This is a genomic window from Candidatus Scalindua japonica (assembly GCF_002443295.1).
Classification (GTDB): Bacteria; Planctomycetota; Brocadiia; order Brocadiales; family Scalinduaceae; genus Scalindua; species Scalindua japonica.
Map to the genome: position 1 here is coordinate 42,081 of NZ_BAOS01000038.1, position 22,642 is coordinate 64,722.

21 protein-coding genes and 1 pseudogene are annotated in these 22,642 nt (G+C 39.8%); 14 read left to right on the forward strand and 8 right to left on the reverse strand.

Annotated features, from left to right (window positions below; genetic code table 11):
• Window positions 1-174: 174 nt before the first annotated feature.
• Together SCALIN_RS19170 and SCALIN_RS22900 are read left to right on the forward strand one after the other, a co-directional pair.
• Window positions 175-2,388 carry a heavy metal-binding domain-containing protein gene (locus SCALIN_RS19170; RefSeq protein WP_096896057.1) on the forward strand — a complete coding sequence of 738 codons (2,214 nt, stop codon included), beginning with the start codon at window positions 175-177 and terminating at the stop codon, window positions 2,386-2,388.
• Window positions 2,389-2,394: 6 nt separating this feature from the next.
• Window positions 2,395-6,063, forward strand: a complete 3,669-nt coding sequence (locus SCALIN_RS22900; RefSeq protein WP_096896058.1) for an efflux RND transporter permease subunit — start codon at window positions 2,395-2,397, stop codon at window positions 6,061-6,063.
• 279 nt (window positions 6,064-6,342) lie between these two features.
• Here the strand turns inward: SCALIN_RS22900 and SCALIN_RS19180 are convergent, their stop codons facing one another.
• Both SCALIN_RS19180 and SCALIN_RS22435 read right to left on the reverse strand, forming a co-directional pair.
• Entirely contained in the window at window positions 6,343-6,714 is a 372-nt protein-coding gene (locus SCALIN_RS19180; RefSeq protein ID WP_096896059.1) for a thiol-disulfide oxidoreductase DCC family protein, read from the reverse strand.
• A gap of 421 nt (window positions 6,715-7,135) precedes the next feature.
• The gene (locus SCALIN_RS22435) at window positions 7,136-7,273 is read right to left on the reverse strand and encodes a hypothetical protein (RefSeq protein ID WP_162532418.1); all 138 of its coding nucleotides are present in this window, start codon (window positions 7,271-7,273) and stop codon (window positions 7,136-7,138) included.
• 310 nt (window positions 7,274-7,583) lie between these two features.
• On the opposite strand from SCALIN_RS22435, the gene SCALIN_RS19190 reads away from it, so the two are divergent.
• The 6 genes from SCALIN_RS19190 (at window position 7,584) to SCALIN_RS22440 (ending at window position 11,104) form a co-directional block, all read left to right on the forward strand.
• The gene (locus tag SCALIN_RS19190) at window positions 7,584-7,979 is read left to right on the forward strand and encodes a hypothetical protein (protein WP_096896061.1); all 396 of its coding nucleotides are present in this window, start codon (window positions 7,584-7,586) and stop codon (window positions 7,977-7,979) included.
• A 96-nt stretch (window positions 7,980-8,075) separates the two neighbouring features.
• Window positions 8,076-8,558, forward strand: a complete 483-nt coding sequence (locus SCALIN_RS19195) for a type II toxin-antitoxin system VapC family toxin (protein ID WP_096896062.1) — start codon at window positions 8,076-8,078, stop codon at window positions 8,556-8,558.
• Window positions 8,551-8,736: a hypothetical protein gene (locus SCALIN_RS19200; RefSeq protein WP_096896063.1), complete on the forward strand. Its 186-nt coding sequence runs from the start codon at window positions 8,551-8,553 to the stop codon at window positions 8,734-8,736. The genes SCALIN_RS19195 and SCALIN_RS19200 overlap by 8 nt, the downstream gene beginning before the upstream one ends.
• A 117-nt stretch (window positions 8,737-8,853) precedes the next feature.
• A complete protein-coding gene (locus SCALIN_RS19205) occupies window positions 8,854-10,332 on the forward strand; it encodes a hypothetical protein (RefSeq protein ID WP_096896064.1) in 1,479 nt (492 codons plus the stop codon).
• Window positions 10,310-10,915, forward strand: a complete 606-nt coding sequence (locus tag SCALIN_RS19210; protein WP_096896065.1) for a hypothetical protein — start codon at window positions 10,310-10,312, stop codon at window positions 10,913-10,915. The genes SCALIN_RS19205 and SCALIN_RS19210 overlap by 23 nt, the downstream gene beginning before the upstream one ends.
• A gap of 27 nt (window positions 10,916-10,942) precedes the next feature.
• Complete coding sequence (locus SCALIN_RS22440; protein WP_162532133.1) at window positions 10,943-11,104, forward strand: hypothetical protein; 162 nt, start codon at window positions 10,943-10,945, stop codon at window positions 11,102-11,104.
• Window positions 11,105-11,214: 110 nt separating this feature from the next.
• Here the strand turns inward: SCALIN_RS22440 and SCALIN_RS19215 are convergent.
• A pseudogene (locus tag SCALIN_RS19215) lies at window positions 11,215-12,009 on the reverse strand (IS91 family transposase); the annotation flags it as partial.
• Window positions 12,005-12,169 (reverse strand): tyrosine-type recombinase/integrase, encoded by a 165-nt coding sequence (locus SCALIN_RS24175; protein ID WP_203415581.1) that lies wholly within the window; start codon window positions 12,167-12,169, stop codon window positions 12,005-12,007. The gene SCALIN_RS24175 and the pseudogene SCALIN_RS19215, both read right to left, overlap by 5 nt.
• 129 nt (window positions 12,170-12,298) lie before the next feature.
• On the opposite strand from SCALIN_RS24175, the gene SCALIN_RS19225 reads away from it, so the two are divergent.
• The 4 genes from SCALIN_RS19225 (at window position 12,299) to SCALIN_RS19240 (ending at window position 14,293) form a co-directional block, all read left to right on the forward strand.
• Window positions 12,299-12,724 (forward strand): PIN domain-containing protein, encoded by a 426-nt coding sequence (locus SCALIN_RS19225; protein ID WP_096896066.1) that lies wholly within the window; start codon window positions 12,299-12,301, stop codon window positions 12,722-12,724.
• A complete protein-coding gene (locus SCALIN_RS19230; protein ID WP_096896067.1) occupies window positions 12,711-12,926 on the forward strand; it encodes a hypothetical protein in 216 nt (71 codons plus the stop codon). The genes SCALIN_RS19225 and SCALIN_RS19230 overlap by 14 nt, the downstream gene beginning before the upstream one ends.
• Before the next feature lie 338 nt (window positions 12,927-13,264).
• A complete protein-coding gene (locus SCALIN_RS19235; RefSeq protein ID WP_133112069.1) occupies window positions 13,265-13,462 on the forward strand; it encodes a hypothetical protein in 198 nt (65 codons plus the stop codon).
• A 258-nt stretch (window positions 13,463-13,720) separates the two neighbouring features.
• Window positions 13,721-14,293, forward strand: coding sequence for a spermine/spermidine synthase domain-containing protein (locus SCALIN_RS19240; protein ID WP_230406661.1), 573 nt, complete (start codon window positions 13,721-13,723; stop codon window positions 14,291-14,293).
• A gap of 72 nt (window positions 14,294-14,365) precedes the next feature.
• Here the strand turns inward: SCALIN_RS19240 and SCALIN_RS19245 are convergent, their stop codons facing one another.
• The 4 genes from SCALIN_RS19245 to hdh all read right to left on the reverse strand — a co-directional run bounded on the left by SCALIN_RS19245 (window position 14,366) and on the right by hdh (window position 20,044).
• Window positions 14,366-15,805 (reverse strand): TusE/DsrC/DsvC family sulfur relay protein, encoded by a 1,440-nt coding sequence (locus SCALIN_RS19245; RefSeq protein WP_096896069.1) that lies wholly within the window; start codon window positions 15,803-15,805, stop codon window positions 14,366-14,368.
• Between the two features lie 238 nt (window positions 15,806-16,043).
• Complete coding sequence (locus SCALIN_RS19250) at window positions 16,044-16,907, reverse strand: DUF169 domain-containing protein (RefSeq protein ID WP_096896070.1); 864 nt, start codon at window positions 16,905-16,907, stop codon at window positions 16,044-16,046.
• Window positions 16,908-16,975: 68 nt separating this feature from the next.
• Window positions 16,976-17,887: a bifunctional methylenetetrahydrofolate dehydrogenase/methenyltetrahydrofolate cyclohydrolase FolD gene (gene folD / locus SCALIN_RS19255; RefSeq protein ID WP_096896071.1), complete on the reverse strand. Its 912-nt coding sequence runs from the start codon at window positions 17,885-17,887 to the stop codon at window positions 16,976-16,978.
• Window positions 17,888-18,316: 429 nt separating this feature from the next.
• A complete protein-coding gene (hdh, locus tag SCALIN_RS19260; protein ID WP_096896072.1) occupies window positions 18,317-20,044 on the reverse strand; it encodes a hydrazine dehydrogenase in 1,728 nt (575 codons plus the stop codon).
• A 696-nt stretch (window positions 20,045-20,740) separates the two neighbouring features.
• Here hdh and SCALIN_RS19265 point away from each other — a divergent pair.
• Entirely contained in the window at window positions 20,741-21,994 is a 1,254-nt protein-coding gene (locus SCALIN_RS19265) for a hypothetical protein (RefSeq protein WP_096896073.1), read from the forward strand.
• A gap of 166 nt (window positions 21,995-22,160) precedes the next feature.
• The gene (folK, locus tag SCALIN_RS19270) at window positions 22,161-22,640 is read left to right on the forward strand and encodes a 2-amino-4-hydroxy-6-hydroxymethyldihydropteridine diphosphokinase (protein ID WP_096896074.1); all 480 of its coding nucleotides are present in this window, start codon (window positions 22,161-22,163) and stop codon (window positions 22,638-22,640) included.
• Window positions 22,641-22,642 lie beyond the last annotated feature (2 nt).

Here is a 22,642-nt window from a genome sequence, read left to right on the forward strand (position 1 = left end):
GTAGCATATAAAAGCAGGCGAGGTTATATTCACGTTTTAACCCGGATATATGGAACAGTAGTTTGTTATACTAAGTATACTAAATGTAAAGGATTAGTTGCTAAGATACAGCGATCTTTGATTATGCCGTTACTTTGGTAAACAAAATAGGTTTAAGTAAAGGGGATATCCAGAATGAAAGACGTACCAGACTCACCCGTAGCAGGACAAAAAAATTTTTGGGCTAAATGGAATGTAATACCTGCCTTTATTGGAATTTTTGTAGCAGGCTTAGTTATCGGTTTGCTTTTAAGAAGCAGTGGAAACCCGATGCAAACCATATCACAAACTTCTACTCCTGTCACTGATATTCTTTTCTGGACTTGCAGTATGCATCCACAGATTAAACAGAAAGGGTCAGGGCGTTGTCCAATCTGTGATATGGACCTTACTCCGATGAGGGAGGAGCCTGGTGGAGGCGATAAAGCTGTTTTAAGGCTTGGAGAAAGGGCCCGCCATCTTGCATCAATTCGAACAACTCCGGTAAAGTTCAGGGAGTTGGAAAAGTCCGTTTATACTCTGGGAAAGATAGATTATAACGAGAGTCGTGTTGCACATGTTACCGCATGGGTTTCCGGGCGCATCGAGAAGCTCTACGTTGATTTTACCGGGACTATAGTGAAAAAGGGTGAACATCTGGTAAGTATGTATAGTCCGGATCTCCTCTCTACTCAGAAGGAGTACTTACTGGCATATAATGGAGCAGAACAGTCCAGTAATAGCAGTATACAGGATGTAATCTCTTCATCACAGTCCCTCCTGGAGAATACAAAACAGAGACTGTTGTTGTGGGGAATAACAGAGGCACAAATTGATGAGCTTGAAAGAACACAGACCCCTCAGGTTCATTTAACTATCTATGCGCCTATTGGCGGCACCATTATTCAGAAAAATGCAGTTGAAGGGATGTATTTCAAAACAGGTGATAAGCTTTTTACCATTGTAGATCTGAGTCGTGTCTGGCTGTATCTTGATATTTACGAATATGATATTCCCTGGATCAGGTATGGGCAGGCGATTGAGGTTGTTACAGAATCTTATCCGGGAGAAGTTTTTCACGGGAATGTTGTTTTTATAGACCCGTTTCTGAGTGAGACAACAAGGGCCGTCAAAGTTCGTATCAATATGGATAACCATGAAGGAAAACTGAAGCCCGGTATGTACGTTAATGCCAGGCTTAAGGCTAAGCTTGGAGGTAAGGGTGTTGTTATTGATTCAGAAATCATGGGGAAATACATGTGTCCCATGCATCCTGACGTTATATCAGACAAAGAGGAGAATTGTCCTGAGTGTGGAATGAAGCTTGAACTCATTGGTGGAAGGACAGGTATGTTTGTTCCGGGTTTAATTCAACCACACTATGATTGCCCTATGAAATGTAAAGGCTCAGCTTCGGATGAGCCGGGAAATTGTCCCAAGTGTAAGATGGTCCTTATTGAAAATGAAGGTGATAAACCCCAGGGAGATGATGCGGTATATGTCTGTTCTGAACATATTGAGATACAAACCGGACTTCCAGGTACATGCCCTTCCTGCCAGGGGAATCTCAAGAAAAGTAGTGAGAAAGACGTGGGTGTTCTTTCCATTCCGCATAGTGCAGTGCTTATTACGGGAAAACGTAATATTGTTTACGTGGAAAAAGAGGAGGGAAGCTATGTGCTGAGAGATGTAGTACTCGGTCCAAAAGCTGATGAATTTTATCCTGTGATTGAAGGTTTGAGTGTGGGAGAAAATGTCGTAACAGAAGGGAATTTTCTTATAGACTCGCAAATGCAGTTACTAGGCAAACCAAGCCTTTTGTTTCAGGAAGGTTCTACTTTTGAGAAAACGACGGTGGCAGAGAAGGATGAAGAACTGAGAGATAAAGGTAAGCTCTCTACGGCACACATAATTGACGAATCCATATTGAATCAGATGCAGGAAGTAATGGAGGATATACTTGATAATTATTATCGTGTTGCGGCAAGTCTTGCAGCTGATTCCACAGAAGGTATTGACAATAATCTGGATTTGATCATAGGTAATACAGGAAAGATTAAGGGGCTGGGACCTGGTATTCCGGAGAACCTGTCTGTAATTATTGGGAATATTGAAAATGATGCAACTGAGATGAAGGGGACAGGACTGGAAGAATCTCGAAAGAAATTTAAGGACTTAAGCAAATCTATGATTGATTGTATTAAAGAACTTCATGGAAAAAATAAAGGTGCTGAAAAAATGTACGTCTACTACTGCCCTATGGCAAATGCCTCTTGGTTACAGAAAGAGGAGGGGACGCGCAATCCTTATTTTGGCACCAGGATGCTGAAGTGTGGTTCAGTTAGGGAAGTGTTGTCACGTGAGCACTAAAAAAACATGATAAACAGGCTTATAAGATTTTGTCTGGAGAATACGTTTATTACTCTGGCCATAACCTTGCTGGTTATAGGAGCAGGTTATTATAGTATCAAGAATGTACCGGTAGACGCAATTCCGGACATAAGTGAAAACCAGTCAATAGTATTCACCGATTGGCCAGGTCGCGACCCACATACAGTGGAAGACCAGGTTACATATCCATTAACTACCAGCCTCGAAGGAGTTCCGGGTGTTAAGGTAGTACGTTCATATTCGGGTTTTGGTTTTTCTGTAATTTACGTTATATTCAAGGAAGATGTTGAATTCTATTGGGCACGTTCAAGGGTATTGGAACGTCTTAATGTTGCACAAAGATGGCTGCCGGATGGTGTAGTTCCTGTGCTTGGACCTGATGCAACCGCACTGGGACAGATTTTCTGGTATACAGTTGAAAATGGTTTCTTTTGCCCTGAACATAGTGGTGGAGTTTTTGTTTGCCCTGATGATTTTACCATAGCTTCCGATGAGGCGGGCAATTGCTCTGAACATGATCATCAGCTTGTGCTTAAGCGGGTATTCAATGATGGTGGGGCCTGCCCGATGGGAGATGCCGAACTGGTAAAATCCAACTATAATCTGGGCGAGTTGCGTTCACTTCAGGATTGGTATGTGAGGTATCAGTTGAATGCTGTTGACGGGGTTTCTGAAGTGGCATCAGTTGGCGGCTTTGTAAAGCAATACCAGATAGATGTGGACCCTGACAAAATGAGAGCTCACAGGGTAAAGCTGTCTGATATTTATGATGCCGTGCGGAAATCAAATGTGGATGTTGGCGCAAAAGTTATAGAAAATTACGGGATGGAGTATATCATCCGTGGTATTGGTTTTATTAAAAACATTGAAGACGTAGAAGAAATTGTGGTTAAGTCTACAGAAGGGACTCCGCTATATGTAAAAAATGTAGCAAATGTGACATTTGGACCTGATTTCAGACGTGGTGGTCTGGATAAGGAAGGTGCGGAGGTGGTTGGTGCTGTAGCCACTATGAGGTATGGAGAGAATCCTTTACGGGTTATTAATAGTGTAAAGGAAAAGATCAGGAAGATAGAACCAGGTTTGCCGAGTGGTGTACACATTGTCCCCTTTTATGACAGAACACAGCTTATTAAAGAAACAATTGGCACGTTAAAGAAGGCGCTTACAGAAGAGATTATCATTACCATAGTAATTATAGCGATTTTCCTTTTCCATATCAGAAGTTCTCTTGTTGTCGCCATTACCCTGCCACTGGCCGTGCTTTTGGCGTTTACAGCAATGTATAGATTTGGTGTTGATTCAAATGTCATGTCCCTTTCCGGTATCGCCATTGCCATCGGTACATTGGTTGATATGGGCATAATAATGACAGAGAACATTTATCGCCATCTTACAGAGTCTGATGGTTCAAAGCCAAGAATTGAGGTTATCTATGAAGCAAGTAGAGAGGTTGCCGGTGCAATCATAACGGCTGTAGCGACTACCATAATCTCTTTTATACCAGTCTTTTTTATGGAGAGCCAGGAGGGTAAACTTTTTAAGCCATTGGCATACACAAAGACGTTTGCCTTATTCGCATCTGTAGTTGTTGCCATTACAATAGTGCCTGTCCTCAGTAACCTGTTCTTAAGGGAAGGAAATTGGAGGCGGAGGAGTTCAATAATACTTGGTAGTGCCCCAGGCATATGCTTAATCTTTATAATTCGTTATCTGATATTTGGTAGATATGAAACTGTCAGTTTATCTACTGCCTGGGTGTATTCAGTAATTGGAGGTTTGATTATAGGATATCTCATTTACGTAATGAGCAGGGAACGCCTCAAACCAATACAACAAAACGGTATATCCAGAGCTATCTATGCAGTATACGAACCCACTCTCAGATGGATACTCTCCCATAAAGTTCTTTTCCTGATAATTCCCGTATTTATAGTTTTTAGTGGTATTTCGATATGGCTGGGGCTGGGCCGGATTGCTTATCCGATTGAAAAGTGTTTGAGTTACGTTAAGTTGGATTTAGATAAAATAGACCCATGGGTTGCGCTTAAACACAAGTTTCCCGGTATAGGACGCGAGTTTATGCCCGCGCTGGACGAGGGGTCATTATTGTACATGCCTTCATTTTTGCCTGCTGCAGGTTTCACAGAGGTAATGACCGGTTTAAAAAAGCAGGATATATTAATGAAGCAGATACCTGAAGTGGATATGGTTGTTGGTAAGATGGGAAGGGCAGAGACGGCGCTTGATCCGGCCCCAACCTCAATGATTGAGACAATTGTAAACCTGAAGCCCAAGGACCAATGGAGAAATGTAACTATAAAAAGATGGTATTCAAATTGGTATATTCCACAGTGGACAAAACATATTCTCGGTTTGGTCTGGCCGGAGGAGAGGACTATCACAAAGAATGAGATACTTGAAGAATTACGTGAGTCAGCTGATATGCCTGGTGTTGCGCCCACGTGGCTTCAACCTATTCAGACCCGGGTGATCATGCTCCAGTCAGGCCTACGTGCAATGATGGGCGCAAAGATTTACGGTGATGATCTTAAAGAGATAGAACGTATTGGTTTGCAGCTGGAGAAGATTTTAAAACAAGTACCGGGTGCGGTGGATGTGATAGCTGATAGAATCGTTGGTAAACCGTATATTGAGTATAAAATAGACCGAGAAGCGATTGCAAGATATGGAGTCGATTTAGAGGAGGTCCAGGAGGTTATAGAGATTGCTCTCGGAGGTAAAAATATTACATGGACTGTTGAAGGCCGTGAACGTTATCCGGTCAGGGTCAGGTATATGAGAGAGATAAGGGATGATTTTGAAATGCTGCCACAGATACTTGTCCCGACTCCTACCGGAGCACAAATACCCATTGCTCAGGTATGTGATATAGAATATACAATAGGTCCTTCCATGATTAAGAGCGAAGACACTCTCCTGGTTGGGTATGTAACGTTTAACACCAGGGAGCGGGACGAGGTAAGTGTGGTTGAAGATGCTGATAAACTCGTAAAGGCAAAGATAGCATCCGGAGAGCTGAATTTGCCGAAAGGGTATTATATAAAATGGGCCGGCCAATTTGAAAACCAGGTAAGGGCTAACAAACGTCTGGTGGTCTTGTTGCCTATATGTCTTTTTGTGAACTTTTTTATTCTATACATACAATTTCGATCTGTAATGACAACATTATTCATTTACTTTGCGATTCCCGTGTCACTGGCAGGAGGATTTATCCTTCTTAATATCTTTGGATACAACCTTAGTGTTGCGGTATGGGTTGGTTTTATTGCTCTATTTGGTATCGCAGTGGACGATGGTGTTGTTATCACAACGTATCTTGACCAGACATTTAAGAAGAGAAAGATAAAGTCTGTTCAAGATGCCAGGGAGGCCACTGTGCAGGCAGGCCTTAAACGTATCCGTCCATGTCTGATGACATCCGCCACTACTATAATTGCCCTGATGCCTGTTCTCTTATCTACCGGTCGGGGTTCAGACGTAATGAAACCAATGGCAATACCCACCGTTGGAGGAATGGCTGTAGTATTGATAGCTATATTCATTGTACCATGCTGTTATTGTGGACTTATGGAACTGAAGCTGAAGAGGGGCATCAAGGACCCTTGCTTTGAGGAAAATGACACGGCCTGATCATATATTTCTCAAACACAATATATCTGTTTGAAATAAGGAGAATATTTTATAAAATCAGATGTCTTTTTGAAACCCCAGAGTATGTTATTAATAACACAAGTGCGTCAAATAGCATATCGAGCTTGTGTGCTGCCTGGCCATTTCAGGAAACATTGGTCTTTGACTTTTCCGGCAGACCTGAAGAGTATAGCGAAGTGTGTTTACTCGGGACATTAATTAAAACAAAAGAAGATCAGGTTAAAAAAAGGAACATTTTGATACACCTCAACTTGACAGTTATGACTGATGTTTGTGAATAGTATGTGAAATAATATATCTATTGTTTGCTACCCAGCGATAGACCAAAAAAGATAGAAAACTGATTACAGGCATCTTGAATAAAATTGCCAGCCATCTGAAATATCTTAAGTTGCGAAGTATTTCCGGCAACGATTTGTCGCCTGTCAGGATACGTCCATCAGGGGTAACCATGTGTATAGCTTCCCTACATAATTCCTCTCTTATCTTCGGAAATCGGCTCTTACGTTCTTCCGATTGACACGCGATAAATTCAAACACATCTGCTTCCATTGCGTGTGATTTAATCCAGCTCATACACCCGCAGCATAAGCTGCACTCCGCATCATATATTAGTACAGTAGATTTCATTTATAGCTACACATTTGAATAGTAGACTTCTTCAGAATATGATAAATTTGTTCAGTGCTTAAAGGACTGTAGTTGCCATGACATTAGTTTGTAACACTTCGACAGAGTTTACATTAAGTGTTCGAAATTACCCAGTGTGACGACATCCTGAGTGCCCGCCCATGTCCGATCGGTAGTAGTCGAAGGATAGTTTTTGTAACGGTAGCGAACAGGCTTCTTATCGAAGCGTCTCTTATAAAGAAATGTGAGATTTATAAAATGATATGTCAAAATAGATCTGATTTCAAACAATTAATCTTTGCAGAAATTGGTCATGCTGAAATGAAACCTCTTGCGGAATAGCAGGGAAAATGCTAAAGTCACTAACCTTATAGATAACAAAAAAACAGCAGATTGTTTGTAATGGGTTTATCTGGTTTTTCTAAGAAAAACCAAAGGCAATATCCGATGTTAAGGTAGATATGTAGTCAAGAGGAAATTTGAACCCCTTCTTCTTATAAAGCAGGCATCGGGTCTCTTTTTTGGTAAGGCAGTCGGTAGCACTAAGCTTGTTTTCCATGTTTTGTTCCAAATAGTACAATAAGTGGAAGATGCCAAGTTGTTTTTAATAAGCGGACAAGGCTTTCTGTTTTTATATGTTTAATATCATAATAAGTGGAAATATTTTCCATCTATAGCAGGTAATATCATGGAAACTTTCCACTTATTGCACTGATAAGTGTGACCGTTCGCTCCGCTCACTTGGCCTGTGGCCATCACACTTATCGGTGGCTGTTGAGTGCTGCACACTCTAACGCCCTTGACAGGCTCCGCTCTCGCTCCACCTATCAAGGGCGTTAGAGCCGACTGCGCTTCTCAGGAGAACTAATATGAAAATTGTTTCCATCACGATCACTTTGCTACTTTTATTAATTGCCAATAATGCATTTGCTGAATGCTGGATAGCCTCTGGATTTAAAGGGTATGGTAGTAATGCGTATGACAAATTTAACATTCATGAAGATGGATTATCCAATAAAAAAATCCATATAAGCATCAATGGTAATAAAAGTTCCGTTACAGGAAGTGAAGAGATATCTTTTAAGGAAGTCACTCCACAATTAATAGTTGGTGTATACATGAGCGGTAGTTACAAAGGTGTGGTTGAATCGTGGGGAATAGATATTGAAAATCGTAAAGTCTTTTATACGCAAACGAAAAGCGGTTACACCATTTTTGACGGTGCAAAAATGTTTATTGGCGATCTAGAAGGTAAATGTAAATAATGCTTTGATAACAAAGTCAATACAGCCGATCGCTACGCTCCGGCTGATTTCTGCGTTATATTAAACAATTGGCAATTTTTTAGATTATAATAGAAAATGAAACCAAAAGTTTATATTGAAACTACAATTGTAAGTTATCTTACATCAAGACCTAGCAGAGATTTAATTATTGCCGCCCATCAGCAAATAACAAAAGAATGGTGGGAGACAAGGCAACAACACTTTGAAATGTATATTTCTCAATTAGTTGTTAAAGAGTCAAAGGCTGGTGATGAAAATGCTGCTAAAAGAAGAATAAAGGAACTAGAGAAAATTTCAATACTTGAAACAAATGAAGAAGCTTTAAAGCTATCAAAAATATTAATTGCCAAAAAACTTGTTCCTCAAAAAGCGATTGAAGATGCTATTCATGTATCAGTTGCAACTGTTCATGGTATGGATTATTTACTGACATGGAATTGTACTCATATAGCAAATGCTGAAATGAGGCACTTAATAGAATTTCAGTGTTCTGAATTGGGATATCAAGCACCAGTCATATGTACACCTGAAGAATTAATGGGAGGTCAAAATGATTAAAGATTGTATAGTTGAAAGTATACGGGATATTAGGGAAGCACACGCAAAAAAGTTCGATTTTGATTTAGATAAAATTTACAAAGATATTAAAGAGTCAGAAAAAACAAATCCCAATAAAATCATAGCGTTAAAACCTAAATTACTTAAACATACTCATATAACAAAAAAATCCAGTTGACCAAAAATGCACTTGTTTTTAGTCAATGTTATAGTTAATAAAGTTTTCAGCTTGTCCAATATCTATCAGCTTGCCATTTTTGGCAACTGATTTAGGGCGTTAGGCATAAGAAAGATAATGCAAATCAATTTAAAAAAACACTATGCTCCATCTAAAAACCACACTTATCCTATTTTTCTTTCATCAATATGTGTTGATGACAATTTAGATCCAAAGGATAGACTAAAAAGGTTACGAAAGCGTATTTACGAGGAGGCAGGTGCGTGTTCTCAAGTATATGTTGATGAAATAGTAAAGCCAAGGGATATACAAAGCCAAGATCATTTAGAAGCTGTTGATGATCTAATAGAGCGTGTTCGTGAAGCAAATATATTTATATGTGTTCTCGGTGGTAGTCGCCATGGATCACCTATAAAAATAGATTCACTTAACTCTGCTGTCTCTTTCTTTGAAATAGAACTCTATCAAGCTGCTCTATTAGAAAAGGAAATCCACTTTTTCGTCCTGGATGAATTTAACCCAGACCCTAGACTAAAACGGCTTCTTGATATTTTAAACTTTGCCTTTCCAGAATGGATAAATCGTGAGCGATTGAGCGAACCTAAGATAATAGATCACGTAAAAAGATTAGTCGGAAAGAAGCGACGGCAAAAAATACTATGGCCCTTAAGAATAATTAGAACTCCTATTTCCAGATTAGTACAGGCATTGTATATTGATCGAGTACGCCAAGCTCAAAATGCACAGATACTATTCTTGGACGAACAATTTGAATCCCGAACAGGAGGATCAAATCAGCAAATTCTTTCCTCTCTTCAACATAAGTTAAGTACAGAGAGAAATGAGGGAAAAAGACTAACGAGGCTGTGGGTTGCTATTCGTGAATTAATGAGTAGTCCATACACTGAAATAAAGGACAGACAACTACTTGAGTACTGGGACGAAATATTATGTGAATGGGCACGTGCTGGAGCATGGTACGGCTTGCATGGCGATACCCCTTTAGGATGTTTAGCGGCTCTAAATAGTGTTGCAAAGATTAGACAAGACTTGAAAGAAAAATATGAGAAACAACTTCAACCTGAAAAGACAATATATCCAGGTGGTGCCTTAGCCAGCGCAAAGTATTCTATAGCAAAACGTTTATTTGTAAAATCAGACCGTGCTGCAAGGCTGAATGAAGCTCTTGATGACATCAAAATTTCATTGAAAGAAACTGGGTCGGATAAAACAAATTTAATAGCAATACGAGGCAGCATTCTTAGACAACTCGGTAAAACTACAGAGTCAATTAAAGATTACAAAGAAGTTTTAAAACAAAGAGAAGAACAGAGTGCTTCAGATTCTTCCATTGGGGAAGCACTTTCAGAACTAGGTTTTGGCTTTCTACGGCAGGGGCATCTCTTGAAAGGGTTACAGTATACTAAAGATGGTGTACATTACATGCGAAACGGCACAACGGCAGGATTTTTAGCGAGAGGATTGAAAAAACTTTCATTGGCTTACCTTGCAAATGGAAGGTTAATAAAGGCTTATGATACTTGGCAGGAGTGTAAAAAGATTGCAATTCGACATGAAACGTTTGACCAGATATGAAAAAAATGCCCAACAAATCAGTCGAGGTGACGCCTTTATCATGTGCGATTTCTACGGTTTTAAATTCCTTGCTTATTTTATTTTACCCATTATTTTATACGCCATACGGCACACCTCACCTCGACGTTATATTTTATATCGTATGATTCAAGACAATACTGTAAAACAAGAAATTGAAGATGAATGGAAAGGAGTAAGATCCTTCCAATCAAGAATTCAGGCACATCTAAATGCTTCAGGCGGTATGGGTGGAGTAGGCGCCACTCATCAATTAAGAAATATATCTCATAATTTGACTTTGCTTTTTGCATTCTCAGTATTAGAAACAACGCTAAAGCAATTGCGAGATGAAAGCGTTTTTAACGAAAGCCGTAATGGGTTAAAGGCTTTAATGCATTCAAGCCAGATACATATCCCATGGCGGAATTTTGATTTAGTCGACAAAGCAAGGGAAGATAGAAATAGAGTAGCTCATGATCAAGAAATACTGGAGCGCGGGGAGTGTTGGAACATTATTGATGGCATCGAGAATGAATTGGTTTCTTGGAATGTGGTTTCAACCAAAATACCATTTAACCACTAAAAAATATAACGAATAAGGTTAGATTGTGTGAGGGACGAACCACAATCTGAACCGTTTGTTGGACAAGCCCGTTGTTTGGGTGCTAAACATTGTATAAGAAAATATCTTATGAAGATTGCTTCTCTTTTTTACCGCAGAAGCTATGAAGCCAAAGAAGTGGATTTTTCAATTGCTGTCGTCATGCTTTAGGAGCTACAGAACATGGTTTTTCAGCCATTTTACCTCAAATTTGGGCGAACGGGGGCCATCTCGACCCGATAATGCCGTTTTTGCAAATCTTAGATGCATAGCGGATTCGATTACATAACCAGAACAGCCTCCTCTTTTGTTAACTTGTAGGGGAAAGACCTGGATTTGTGTGATGGAGGTATCATCGTTTTTATGATCTTCATTATTCCTCCACAGCATTTGCACGTAAGCTTTGGACGCTCTCTGAACCAGGCTGACGACTTATTCGGGTTGATACCGGTAAGGTACTGAAGCAATGCAATCAAGCGTTTGCTATTAGGGTGGAGGAAACCAAAGTTCCGTGTTCGCCTGAAACCTTTGGGTAGAACATGCTGGAGAATCAACCTGAGAAACTGCGGGCCGGGAAGTGTTCTTGTGAGCATTTTTTTGCTCTTACTATCCTGGTAACGAAAGGTCACCTGACCATCTTTGCACGTAATAATATCTTTCTCTTGAATGACCCCTTTGTAGAGATAACGACCAAGATAGACCAGTGCCTTTTCACCGTTGCCGACAAATTTGCAATCGACGACCCATGTTTTGGGATAATTAACTGGAAGCGTAAGAGCCGCTTTGTTCACGGCATCGAGCATTTTTGCTCGAAACACTTTAGCCAGCGCTTTGTGATTGAAAAGGTACCGCGTCTTTCCTTCGCTTTTTTTGAAGCTCCAAAGCTTTTTCTTCTGATTGATGGCCCCGGCTGGCATTACCAGATGGATATGCGGGTGGTAATCGAGAGAGCGAGAGTGGGTGTGCAAAACAGTGATGGCTCCAGCGCTTCCTTGTAATACGCTGTCATTTTGGACAAAGGTTTTTACGGTTTCCCAACAACACTGTATCATTATGGAGTATAACATTCCCTCATTCTATGGAAAAACCATTCATCAAATCATTAATTAATTGCAAGGCATTACGATTTGTATGAGAGGTCAGGTGGGTATATTTGGGAGTGGTTAAAATACTGTGGTGGCCGAGAATTTTTTGTACTTCAAGCAGATCAACACCCGCCTCAATCAGATGATAAATCGGGGGACACCATACCTATTTAATTGATTTATAAGAATACGAAAGCTAAGATAATGGCAAGAAGAAAAAGAATAGGACCAATTCTTTATTGTTAACATATTCTTTCAACTTCTAAAAGGGATAGTAACAATGAAAATTCAACGAATATATATTGATACTTCTGTTATTGGAGGATGTTTTGATACAGAATTTGAAAAATGGTCAAATGGATTGATAACAGATTTTAATAATGGTATTTATATACCTGTACTTTCAGAAATCACTACTATCGAAATCAATAAGGCACCAGAGTTTGTAAAATTAAAATATACCGAAACTCTTGAACTTCTTCAGTCCTATAAGGCTCAGAACATTTTAGGAGAAAAATTCAGAAATGATTTATTACATATAGCTCTTGCAACAGTCTCTGAAGTTGACATATTAGTAAGCTGGAATTTCAAACACATAGTACACTTTGACAAGATCATGCTGTTCAATGCTGTAAACATAGAATTAGGATTTAAACCTTTAAATATTTTTTCTCCAAGAGAGGTAACTACTTATGAACAAGATTAAAACTATTGATATGGTAAGGCGCATACGTGATACACAATATGAAATAACAAAAGAAAAGTCGCCAAAGGAGTTAAAAGCATATTTCCATCAAGAAGCGAAAAAAGCTGATGATGAAATAAATAAATTGTTAAAAAAATATCATAAAACAACTGATCGCCTAACGAATAAGGTTAGATTGTGTGAGGGACGAACCACAATCTGAACCGTTTGAACCAATCGCTGAAGCTAACCCCGCTATCATGTGTGGTTTTCATGTTTTTAGATTCTTTGTTTAGTTTATCTATTTTCATCGCTCTATTTGCCAAGCGGGTTAGCTCACCTCAACGTTAGGATTAGTGTTGTATTTATTGCTGACAAATGATTGATAAAACTAATAGGAATATAAATGATTAATTAGTACTATTTCACTAAAACTTACCGACACATTATTTGCCCTTTAAACATTTTTTCAGACTTCCATTCTATACGTTTTTTGTTACCATGTTGTTGTGTAGAAATAACTTATAACTGACGTAAGATGAAATATAGGAGATTTAATTTATGAAAATGAACCCAAATTATATTGTAGATGAACATAATCATAGAATTGCAGTTCAACTTGATATTAAAACTTTTGAAAAAATTGAAGAAATATTTGAAAATTATGCTCTTTACCATTTAATGGAGAAAGAAGACAATGATGATGAAACATTAGATTTAGAATCAGCTAAAGAGTATTATACAACGCTAGAAAAATAAAAATGAAAGTTCATTACCGCAAAAAGTTCTTGAAACAACTATCTAAGATTCCATCTCATTATACATTATTAGGATGTCACTATGAAACCAACAGTAAGAATAGCCACTGCCCGGACCCCGGATGGGGGAGAGATGGAGCTTTTTAAGCATGATCGTGATTTTTTGATTAAGATCAACGGTCAGGAGTTGATGAGCAGCCGCCAGCATGAGTCGGAACTGGAGCTGGCGAGGCTTGGTTGCGCGCACCTGGTGGGTCACATGTCACCAGGTGTACTCATTGGCGGCCTGGGGCTGGGTTATACCTTGTACCAGGTCCTCGATATGCTTAGCTCAAGTACCCATGTGGTAGTTGGTGAGCTGTTGAGTGCTGTAGTAGAGTGGAATCGCGAGTTTCTTGGGGAACTCAACGGCCGATTACTGGAGGATGAAAGAGTTGACCTCAAGACGGGAGACATTGTGACAATTATCTCACGTTCCAGGAGCAAATTCGACGCGATCCTGCTGGACATTGATAATGGACCTAACGCGATGACTAATTCAGCAAACCGCCGTCTCTATTGTTATGAAGGAGTTATGGCATGTCGCTACGCGTTACGAAAACAGGGGTGTCTGGCTGTGTGGTCGGTGGAGCCGAGTAAAAAATTCGAACGGCTATTGACAGGCTGCGGTTTTCATGTGCGGCGTTTTCGTGTTCCGGCATACAAGGGGAGTAAATCGGAGTTTCGTTTTGTGTGGGTTGCTTCGGAGAACAAGGCTATTCTGCCTCCCGGTGGCGGCGAATTACGTAAATTGGTTAGAGGCGAGTCAAAGAAAAGTCACAGAGTGTCCTGAGAGAGGCATTAGTTGGAACATCAGTGGGTTGGATAGAAGCACTATACTCCTGCTTTCCTACATCTCCATACCTTACTCTCCGGCAGATTCAGCCTTAAGTTGTTTAAGGATCGAGGGGAGGTATTCGAACATGTATTCCACATCTTCTTTAGTGCTTGAAAGACCAAAACTGAAACGGATAATACCGTAACGATCGGTATCGACACCCAGTGCCTTAATGGTATATGACGCGTCTGTACTGCCCGCACTACAGGCGGAGCCGGATGAAACATACACTCCGATTTGATTCAGGCTTAGGAGAAGAGACCCACTGTCGACATCCGGGAAGCCTATGTTAAGATTATTAGCTGTTCGGTGTTCCAGTGAACCGTTTACAATTATTCCGGGTTCAATTTTTCGAAGTCCTTCTAGAAAATAGTTCCTCAGTTCAAGTAAGCGTCTATTTTCCTTTTCCATTTCAGAGCAGGCCAGTCTGGCTGCCTGGCCAAAAGCCATTATTGCTCCTACATTTTCTGTCCCTGCTCGTAATCCGTATTCCTGCGCTCCACCATGAATAAGTGGCACAACTGATATTTCTTTACTTACATATAAAGCTCCAACCCCTTTTGGAGCATAGATTTTGTGGCCGGACATAGTCATTAATGATAACCCCATTTTCTTTGGAAGGAGCGTTATCTTCCCAAATCCTTGTATGGCGTCTACCATGAACGGGACACCCGCTTCTTTGCAGGATTTTCCAATTTCACTGATCGGGTTTATGACTCCAATCTCATTATTTATTGCCATTATTGATACAAGGATGGTATCTGTTCTCAGATTATTTTTTACGGATTGGGCCGTGACACGTCCATCCTTAGATACATTCAGATATGTTACCGAAAAACCCAGGTCTTCAAGATATTCCAAAGTCTTTAATACTGCAGGATGCTCTACCTTGCTACTGATAATATGTCCTTTATTATCAAGATGTTTAAAGGCGATTCCCTTAATGGCCGCATTGTTAGCCTCTGAACCGGAACCCGTAAAAATTATTTCTTCAGGGTTTACCTTAAGGCAATCAGAGATTTGTATGCGGGAATTTCGGATTATGTCATAGGATAAGATACCGGGATTTGTGCTGCTGCTCGGGTTTCCAAAACCGGAAGAACCGCTGTAATATTCCACCAGGTTCTTTCTTACTTCATCACGTATAAAGGTTGTGGCGTTATTATCCAGGTAGACTTCCCTGAAATTTTCCACATTAACGGTAGCCATGGGTTTACACAGGTCTCTCCCCGTCTGAATAGGTATCCCAACCCAGGTATAAACCGATGCGAGACCGTGTGGAAAGAGTTCCTCAATAGCCTCTTTAGTAGCTCCCGTATTCTTCTTAATTTTCTGATATAAAGGGCCGACCCTGTTTTTTTCATAGTAATCATATGCAAAGTTCAGGATGTTCATGTGCCTGTCTGTCAAAGTTGTACCGGATATTTTTGACATTCGGTTTATGAGAGTTTTTACGAGATTATTCATGATAATATGGTATAAAATATTATTTATAAATATTTGTTCATTCTTTTGACTTTAGAACTCTCCCGGATGAATCCTGGTCCGGCATATAGATAGGCAGATTAAAGTCGTACGATCCTGGCAGCAGACCTCTCTTTCGAGAGGATTCCAGTATTGGATATTGAAATCCTTTCGAAAGAGATGGGGGCTTGTCCTTGCATTTGTAATGAAACGAATATGTAGAGAACCAAACCTTACCGTTTTAAGCAACACCGGGATATAGGTGGAATGGGAATCCGGATTTTGAATCTTCCATTCCTTTGACCACTTCTTCAAAGATTGAAAATGGCATTCCGATACCCATTCGGTCTGCTTCGAATTCTGCTATCAACCTGGCACCAAGGCAATAGGGGGCCACATTGATTTTTCCAGTCAGATAAGGTCTCACGATCAGGTCAGAGTTAACAACTCTCAACCCTCCCATACTTGCCGTTACCCGTTCTCCGGTATTGAACTGATATGCCTGTATAATCCTTGTAAGCTCAACGGAGCGAACACTCAAGACAATCACATCTGGAATTATATCAATATCATCAAAATCTCTGGAATAGAGAAAGACGGCTTTTGTTGTAGGGGGTTGAATTGCCATCATGTCTTTCATGGCCTTTTTTGCCGTTTCTACGTCTTTAAACCTGCCTGCGTCTTCATTGCCGAAAAGTGCGAAGTCCATATGGCCTGAGTCTTTGCAAGCATAAACATTACCTTCGGAAAAGTCCTTTGGAGATGGTGGTTTGAAATCGTCACCCAAACCGGACTGGTCTCGCATGATATCGGTATATACTCTTGAATCACCAAGTGGTTCAGTCTGGTTCTTATCTACAAGACCAAATGTTATAGCGGCTGCGACACAACCGATATTATCGGAAGTTAACAGGGCCGCATCTCCCAGGGATGCCTGTTTTGTTGCCTGACAACTGGTTAATGATATAGTTGGTTGATTCTCCTTTGCAGACTCCGGAATTTTGTCTTCGTTTTTATAGAACTTGACAGCTGTCATAGGAATCTCCAGATTTTCAACTCCCATGGCATCAATTAGTCTGGAATAGAGTTGATTGATGGTTGTCATTTTGCTCTCCTTGTAAATAGTAACATATACATTTATCCTGCGATAATAACTAAAAAGGTTTCGTTGTTCTATTGTATGCCCAATTTGAATTTAAGAGATCTGAGGGTATTCCTCATAAGCATGGTAATTGTCATCGGTCCAACACCTCCGGGTACCGGTGTAATACTGCCTGCTATCTCTTTTGCTTTATCAAAGTCAACATCACCCTGTAAAACGGCAACCATCTTATTCGGGTCTTTCTTGCTGGGTTTTTCTCCTACCCTGTTAACTCCGACGTCAATTACACACGCGCCAGGTTTGATCCAGTCAGGTTTTACTAAACCGGGCACACCGGCAGCTACTATCAAAATGTCTGCGCGTTTGCAGTGTTCGTCCATATTTTTTGTTCCTGTATGAACGATTGTTACTGTAGAATTAGCGCCCTTTCCTTTCTGGAGCAACATATTGGCGATAGGTTTCCCGACAATATTTGAACGGCCAACAACAACAACTTCTGCCCCATTCGTTTCAACTCCTGCACGTACTATCATTTCCTGAATACCTGCAGGTGTGCAGGGTGGGAACTTAAGCTCGCTTCCGCCTATCATGAGTCGACCAACATTTACCGGATGGAAGCCATCAACATCCTTATCGGGATCAATGGCATTTAAAACTTTCTTTTCATCTATGTGGTCCGGAATGGGAAGCTGTACAAGAATACCGTTAATGGTATCATCATTATTATATTTATCAATAAGTGCCAGCAGATCCTCTTCTGAAATATCAACCGGTTGGGTATCCTGTACTTCTTTAAATCCAACCCTGTGAGCAGTTTTGATTTTAAGTGTTACATACGACATGGAAGCAGGATTTTCGCCGATCAGGATAGTTACAAGGCCTGGTACAACTCCGTGTTTTTCTTTTATTTCTGCTACCTCAGCAGTGATCTCTTCCAGTATCTGTTCCCGAATTTCAGTACCTTTAATTAGCGTTGCAGTCATTTTTCAAAATCTCCTTATTTATTATTAAATGCATATTGTTCGATAAAGCCCCTGCCTGCCGATTGTCAAGCAGATGACCAGGGTTTGAAGTATCAATAATGCCTGAATTAAAACAAAAGATATGTTTTTTACATATTATATTTCTATGTAGTATCTTTGTATGTATTATCTGAAACACAAAATGATAGTGTAACAATCAGTAAAATACAACTTTTTTCTTGGATCTTTTGTATACCAATTTCACGAATTTTTACTGACTTATCTTTGATATAATTTACAACCTTTAAGCCAAAAGTTTATTGTCTTAAAGAATATTTGGCAAACTGAGATCTGTGTTACATCTGAACAAAAAAAGGGAGCCGGGCAAAAAGCCCGGCTCCCTTTTGTACTTCTAATACTTATCTAAATCTATCTATTTTAAACATTAAATTAATGTTTTTTCATAGATCTTGAACCTGGATTCTCATGTGCAGAATGATGCCCAGCCTTCATGCCCAATGAATCCAACATTCTGTTGATGTACTCAACTTCTGCCGCTGGTGCATGATTTGTATCCAACCAGCCCGGCTCAGGACATAGATCAAATATAGTCTTGCCTGGGAACTCCTTAACAATCTTCATACCAGACAACTGATCTGAGTAATCTCCCTTTCTCCAGAACTCAGCAGGTACCCAGTTGATTCCGGCCTTCTTCTCCAATGCAGTAAATCTTCTCGCCTGCTCTGAAGCTGCCTTTGCCTTCACCAACCATCTGTCCATACCAAAGGATCCATCACAATATGTCGCATCATTCCATGAACCATGCGCCGTTCCTTTGAATATGTAAGTCATCCAGTATCCAACACTCTCAAAACATACTCTTTCTATGTCTGAACAGTTAGACATTCTGAACTCACCTGACTCACCCTTCTTACCACCATACTTCGGACCATCATGATAAGCACCAATCTTCAAACTCCAGATGTGCTGACCACTCCAGTCTGGTGCCAGATCCTTAGGCATTGGTTCGCCCATTCCATCCAGCATCAAATTCTCTGCTACTTTAAATGTTTCTGTATACTTCAGACCTGCATCCTTACAAGCTTCGTCCATTGCCTGCAAGTTCTCCCTTGCAAATCTTGGTGAATGACAGTCGTCACATACTGATACCCAGGTGTCTCTCTTTTCTTTCCAGAGAGGCGCACCCCTGTCTGCATTTGACATACCCATACTTGTGTATACAGTTGAAAGCCTCTGTACGTTGTGATGACCGCCTCTTAAATGACAGTACTGACAAGTCGGCCCAACGTAATCAGCATCAGACAACTTCTTGGTTAAATCAAACTGAGTAGGATCCCATTTGTTGGTCTGCCATACAACACCGTGTATTGAGATGTCATATGCTTCCCAGTCCCTGTGGTCTTTTCCCCAGTGACAAGTCTTACACTGTTCTGACTTTCTGGCAACTACCGGATTAAACTGATGCCTCTGATGACATGTGCTACAACGCTCTTCTGAACTTGTGTGACAGAAAGTACATCCCGCAGTATCTCCAGGAGGTCTTTCGATTGACCATGCACACTCAATCTGTGCAAAGCTGGAACATGAAGCGTGTGAACCTATACCACCCTGTGAATTCTGGATGTACTGTTCTTCGTGACAATCACTAACGCCACAAGCCTTTGAACTTGGCATAAGCAACTTCTGATGATTGTTACCATGACAGGTATCACAACCTGTTGGACTAGGTTCTGCTTTCGCATGCGCACTCTTTTCGTAATCTCTTACGATACCAGGTGTGACTACTGAATGACAACCCAGACACTCCTTCAGTCTGAACTGACCCTTGATTGGGTTTGATGGCCTTACTTCATCCCTGTTGTACATATAATCCGGGATGTAGTAACGATATGCAGGGAGTGTTCTCCAGAATCTGGAATACTTTCCAGGATATGGAGGCGCGCCCTTTGGATATCCCATGTACTTCGCGTACAAACCTGAAAAGAAAACCTTTCCAGAGTTGTCAGGGTCTCCAGGCATACCATAGACTTCGTGCGGTACCCAATGCGTGATAATTTCTACCGCATCAGCGTCTTTACTGGAAAAATTCGCGTAAAAACAGAATGCTGCTACGAAAACCAGTAATGCAATAAATAATGTATTAAATTTCTTTAACATTTATTCTTACCTTCTCCTTTCCACTTCAAAAAATATAAAATAACGTTGATACTAGTTGATACTAATTAAGTTGAGACTTATTAGGCGTGCCGTGTGATCACTAACGGCAATGCCTTTGAACGTCTCCCTGCAATTGTAATAATTTCCTTCCTGTAATCTCACCCCCTCCTCAGACCATATTATGCAAAATTACTAACCGTTCTCTACTTTTGGCCTCTTTAAAAGATTTGTCTGGAAAGAAACTAGACCCGAACCAATCTTTTTCAAGTTTCTCTGTGACCATCAATATTAATATATTGCCTTTCGTTTTGAATCCTTGAAAAGCATTTTACCTCTAATATTTAGCAAATAAATTATATGGTACTGCAATTGAGTATATACTTCTTCTGAAGTTTGTAATTTTACATTATTGTATGATGTAATCAATGATAATAATAAATAAATTTGAATTGATCAACGTGTTGAAATTATTACTGTTTATCATAAGTAATTGATATTACAATGTTAACACACCAATATCTTTAGTGTTTATTATTATGCATAATTATGGTGTAATATGTTGATAAATTTATGCTTTGGGTGATAATCTGATTATAATATTGAGTAAATGAAACAGGATTTTATTGTTATTTTGAGATTATGTGTCATAATTAACCGTAATGATTTTCTGAAACTATTATGTTGGAGTTATATTTTATGTCTGGTAAAAAAAATGTAAATAAAAATAAGTCCGGAATTGCTATCAGTCATCTGGAACTGGATAATAAGATCTCAAAGATCATTTTTGAAAAATGGCCTAAATTTGTTACCCAAAAGGAGATTGCGGATGAGTTGAATGTATCGCAGTCGCTCGTTTCCAAACGGCTGTCGAGTTGGACAAATAAGAAAAATGTTCCACTTAAGATGTCCTATGAGGAGAGAAACGTCGAGCTTGAGAAAAAGCTGAAAGACAGTTACCATCTTAATGATGTTGTTGTCTTAAAAAATGCGGACTATTTTGTTCATACCCAGGCTTATTATAAACAGATAGGTAAGTATGCGTCTGATATTCTTGTCCGAAAGATAAATGTAATTCTTGAGAACAACACTAAGACCATGAGTCACCAAATCAAGGAAAATGATATAATTAAAGAAACAGAAATCAAGATATCGGCACAGGGCGGAAGCAGTGTTTTGACTACAATAATGAGCCTTGCTGACGAGCTTGAGGATACGGATATAAAGTTACTTTTTTCAAGCTGTATAGCTTTAAGATCGAACAACTTAATAGAACTTTCTCCTCTGCATATTGTGTCACAGCTATTAAACCGAAATCTCAACGTCGGGGTCACACATACTTATCAGCTTCCTGAAATCACTAATCTCTATAGCAAGGAATCGTTGTATGAGATTATCGAGCAGAGAATCAGGACCAGAAAAATGCTTGGATTTGAGGACGAAGTATTAAACAGTGATGTCGTTATTTTAGGTTTGGGGAGCATAAGGTGGAACCACCCTGTAACAGGTTTTATGCGCCATGTTTATAATTTACGGTTACAATCCTTTTTAAATAATTTTGATATTGTAGGTGAAATTGCGTTTGCTCCTTTCAGCAAAAAAGGATTTTTGTTTCATCATCTGGTTGGGGAAGTGTTTGAACGAGAAAACGGGAAATTTAAATATGAGGAACACGAGCAGATTAAAAGGCTGAAAAATTTTGCTAACAAGGACGTGATCTTATCTAAGCAGGATCTTATTGATGCCGTGACTTTCTTCAGTTCTATATTTACGGTAAATTTCTGCGAGATTGAGGACCGTTTGCAGAAACAGGATAAAAAGCCATATATACTTCTTGCTGCAGGAGGGCCCAGCCAGAAAGCCCTGCCTCTTAAGATAATATTAGATAGATGGAAAGGTATAAATATTGTGAACGGGCTTGTAACCAGTGAAAATATTGCCCAGGATTTATAAGGAGCAAGTACCAATTCAGGAATTGTTGATTTGTCATTCAATTTTCCATTTTCGCAATTCCTTAATTCTTCATTTTTATGATGAGTGATTTATTAAAGAACGCGTAAGTTTCAGATTATATGAAGGCAACATCTTTTATTCGTTTTTTTTACCAGCATCCAGTGTAATGACAAAGGTATACGTGGGCCTCGGTTCAAACCTTGGTAATAGAAAAGAGAATATAATCAGAGCTATCGATAGAATTGATACCTGTGAGGAGTTCAGTGTCAAAGAGAGGTCCGGTTTTTACGATACTGCACCATTTGGTGGTCCGCCACAACCTGATTATGTTAATTGTGTTATTGGATTGGAGACAGAGGTTGGACCGCAAGCACTCCTGAAAGAGTTTAAGAAGATTGAGGTAGAACTGGGGAGAAAGCCAGGTTTAAGGTGGGGTCCGAGGATGGTAGACCTTGATATATTGTTATATGGGGATAAAATTGTGAAGGAACATAATTTGAAGATTCCTCATGAACGCATGTATGAACGTGTTTTTGTGTTAGAACCGCTATGTGAAATATCGCCTGATATTAAACATCCTGTCTCAGGTATAAGTCTTTCTGAACTGTTGGATAAGTTAAAACAAGAGCAACATGAGAATCTATAAAT

Coding starts and splice junctions, on each gene's coding strand:
- SCALIN_RS19170 (WP_096896057.1), top strand. CDS start 175: ATGAAAGACGTACCAGACTCACCCGTAGCAGGACAAAAAAATTTTTGG.
- SCALIN_RS22900 (WP_096896058.1), top strand. CDS start 2,395: ATGATAAACAGGCTTATAAGATTTTGTCTGGAGAATACGTTTATTACT.
- SCALIN_RS19180 (WP_096896059.1), bottom strand. CDS start 6,714: ATGAAATCTACTGTACTAATATATGATGCGGAGTGCAGCTTATGCTGC.
- SCALIN_RS22435 (WP_162532418.1), bottom strand. CDS start 7,273: ATGGAAAACAAGCTTAGTGCTACCGACTGCCTTACCAAAAAAGAGACC.
- SCALIN_RS19190 (WP_096896061.1), top strand. CDS start 7,584: ATGAAAATTGTTTCCATCACGATCACTTTGCTACTTTTATTAATTGCC.
- SCALIN_RS19195 (WP_096896062.1), top strand. CDS start 8,076: ATGAAACCAAAAGTTTATATTGAAACTACAATTGTAAGTTATCTTACA.
- SCALIN_RS19200 (WP_096896063.1), top strand. CDS start 8,551: ATGATTAAAGATTGTATAGTTGAAAGTATACGGGATATTAGGGAAGCA.
- SCALIN_RS19205 (WP_096896064.1), top strand. CDS start 8,854: ATGCAAATCAATTTAAAAAAACACTATGCTCCATCTAAAAACCACACT.
- SCALIN_RS19210 (WP_096896065.1), top strand. CDS start 10,310: ATGAAACGTTTGACCAGATATGAAAAAAATGCCCAACAAATCAGTCGA.
- SCALIN_RS19225 (WP_096896066.1), top strand. CDS start 12,299: ATGAAAATTCAACGAATATATATTGATACTTCTGTTATTGGAGGATGT.
- SCALIN_RS19230 (WP_096896067.1), top strand. CDS start 12,711: ATGAACAAGATTAAAACTATTGATATGGTAAGGCGCATACGTGATACA.
- SCALIN_RS19235 (WP_133112069.1), top strand. CDS start 13,265: ATGAAAATGAACCCAAATTATATTGTAGATGAACATAATCATAGAATT.
- SCALIN_RS19240 (WP_230406661.1), top strand. CDS start 13,721: ATGTCACCAGGTGTACTCATTGGCGGCCTGGGGCTGGGTTATACCTTG.
- SCALIN_RS19245 (WP_096896069.1), bottom strand. CDS start 15,805: ATGAATAATCTCGTAAAAACTCTCATAAACCGAATGTCAAAAATATCC.
- SCALIN_RS19250 (WP_096896070.1), bottom strand. CDS start 16,907: ATGACAACCATCAATCAACTCTATTCCAGACTAATTGATGCCATGGGA.
- folD (WP_096896071.1), bottom strand. CDS start 17,887: ATGACTGCAACGCTAATTAAAGGTACTGAAATTCGGGAACAGATACTG.
- hdh (WP_096896072.1), bottom strand. CDS start 20,044: ATGTTAAAGAAATTTAATACATTATTTATTGCATTACTGGTTTTCGTA.
- SCALIN_RS19265 (WP_096896073.1), top strand. CDS start 20,741: ATGTCTGGTAAAAAAAATGTAAATAAAAATAAGTCCGGAATTGCTATC.
- folK (WP_096896074.1), top strand. CDS start 22,161: ATGACAAAGGTATACGTGGGCCTCGGTTCAAACCTTGGTAATAGAAAA.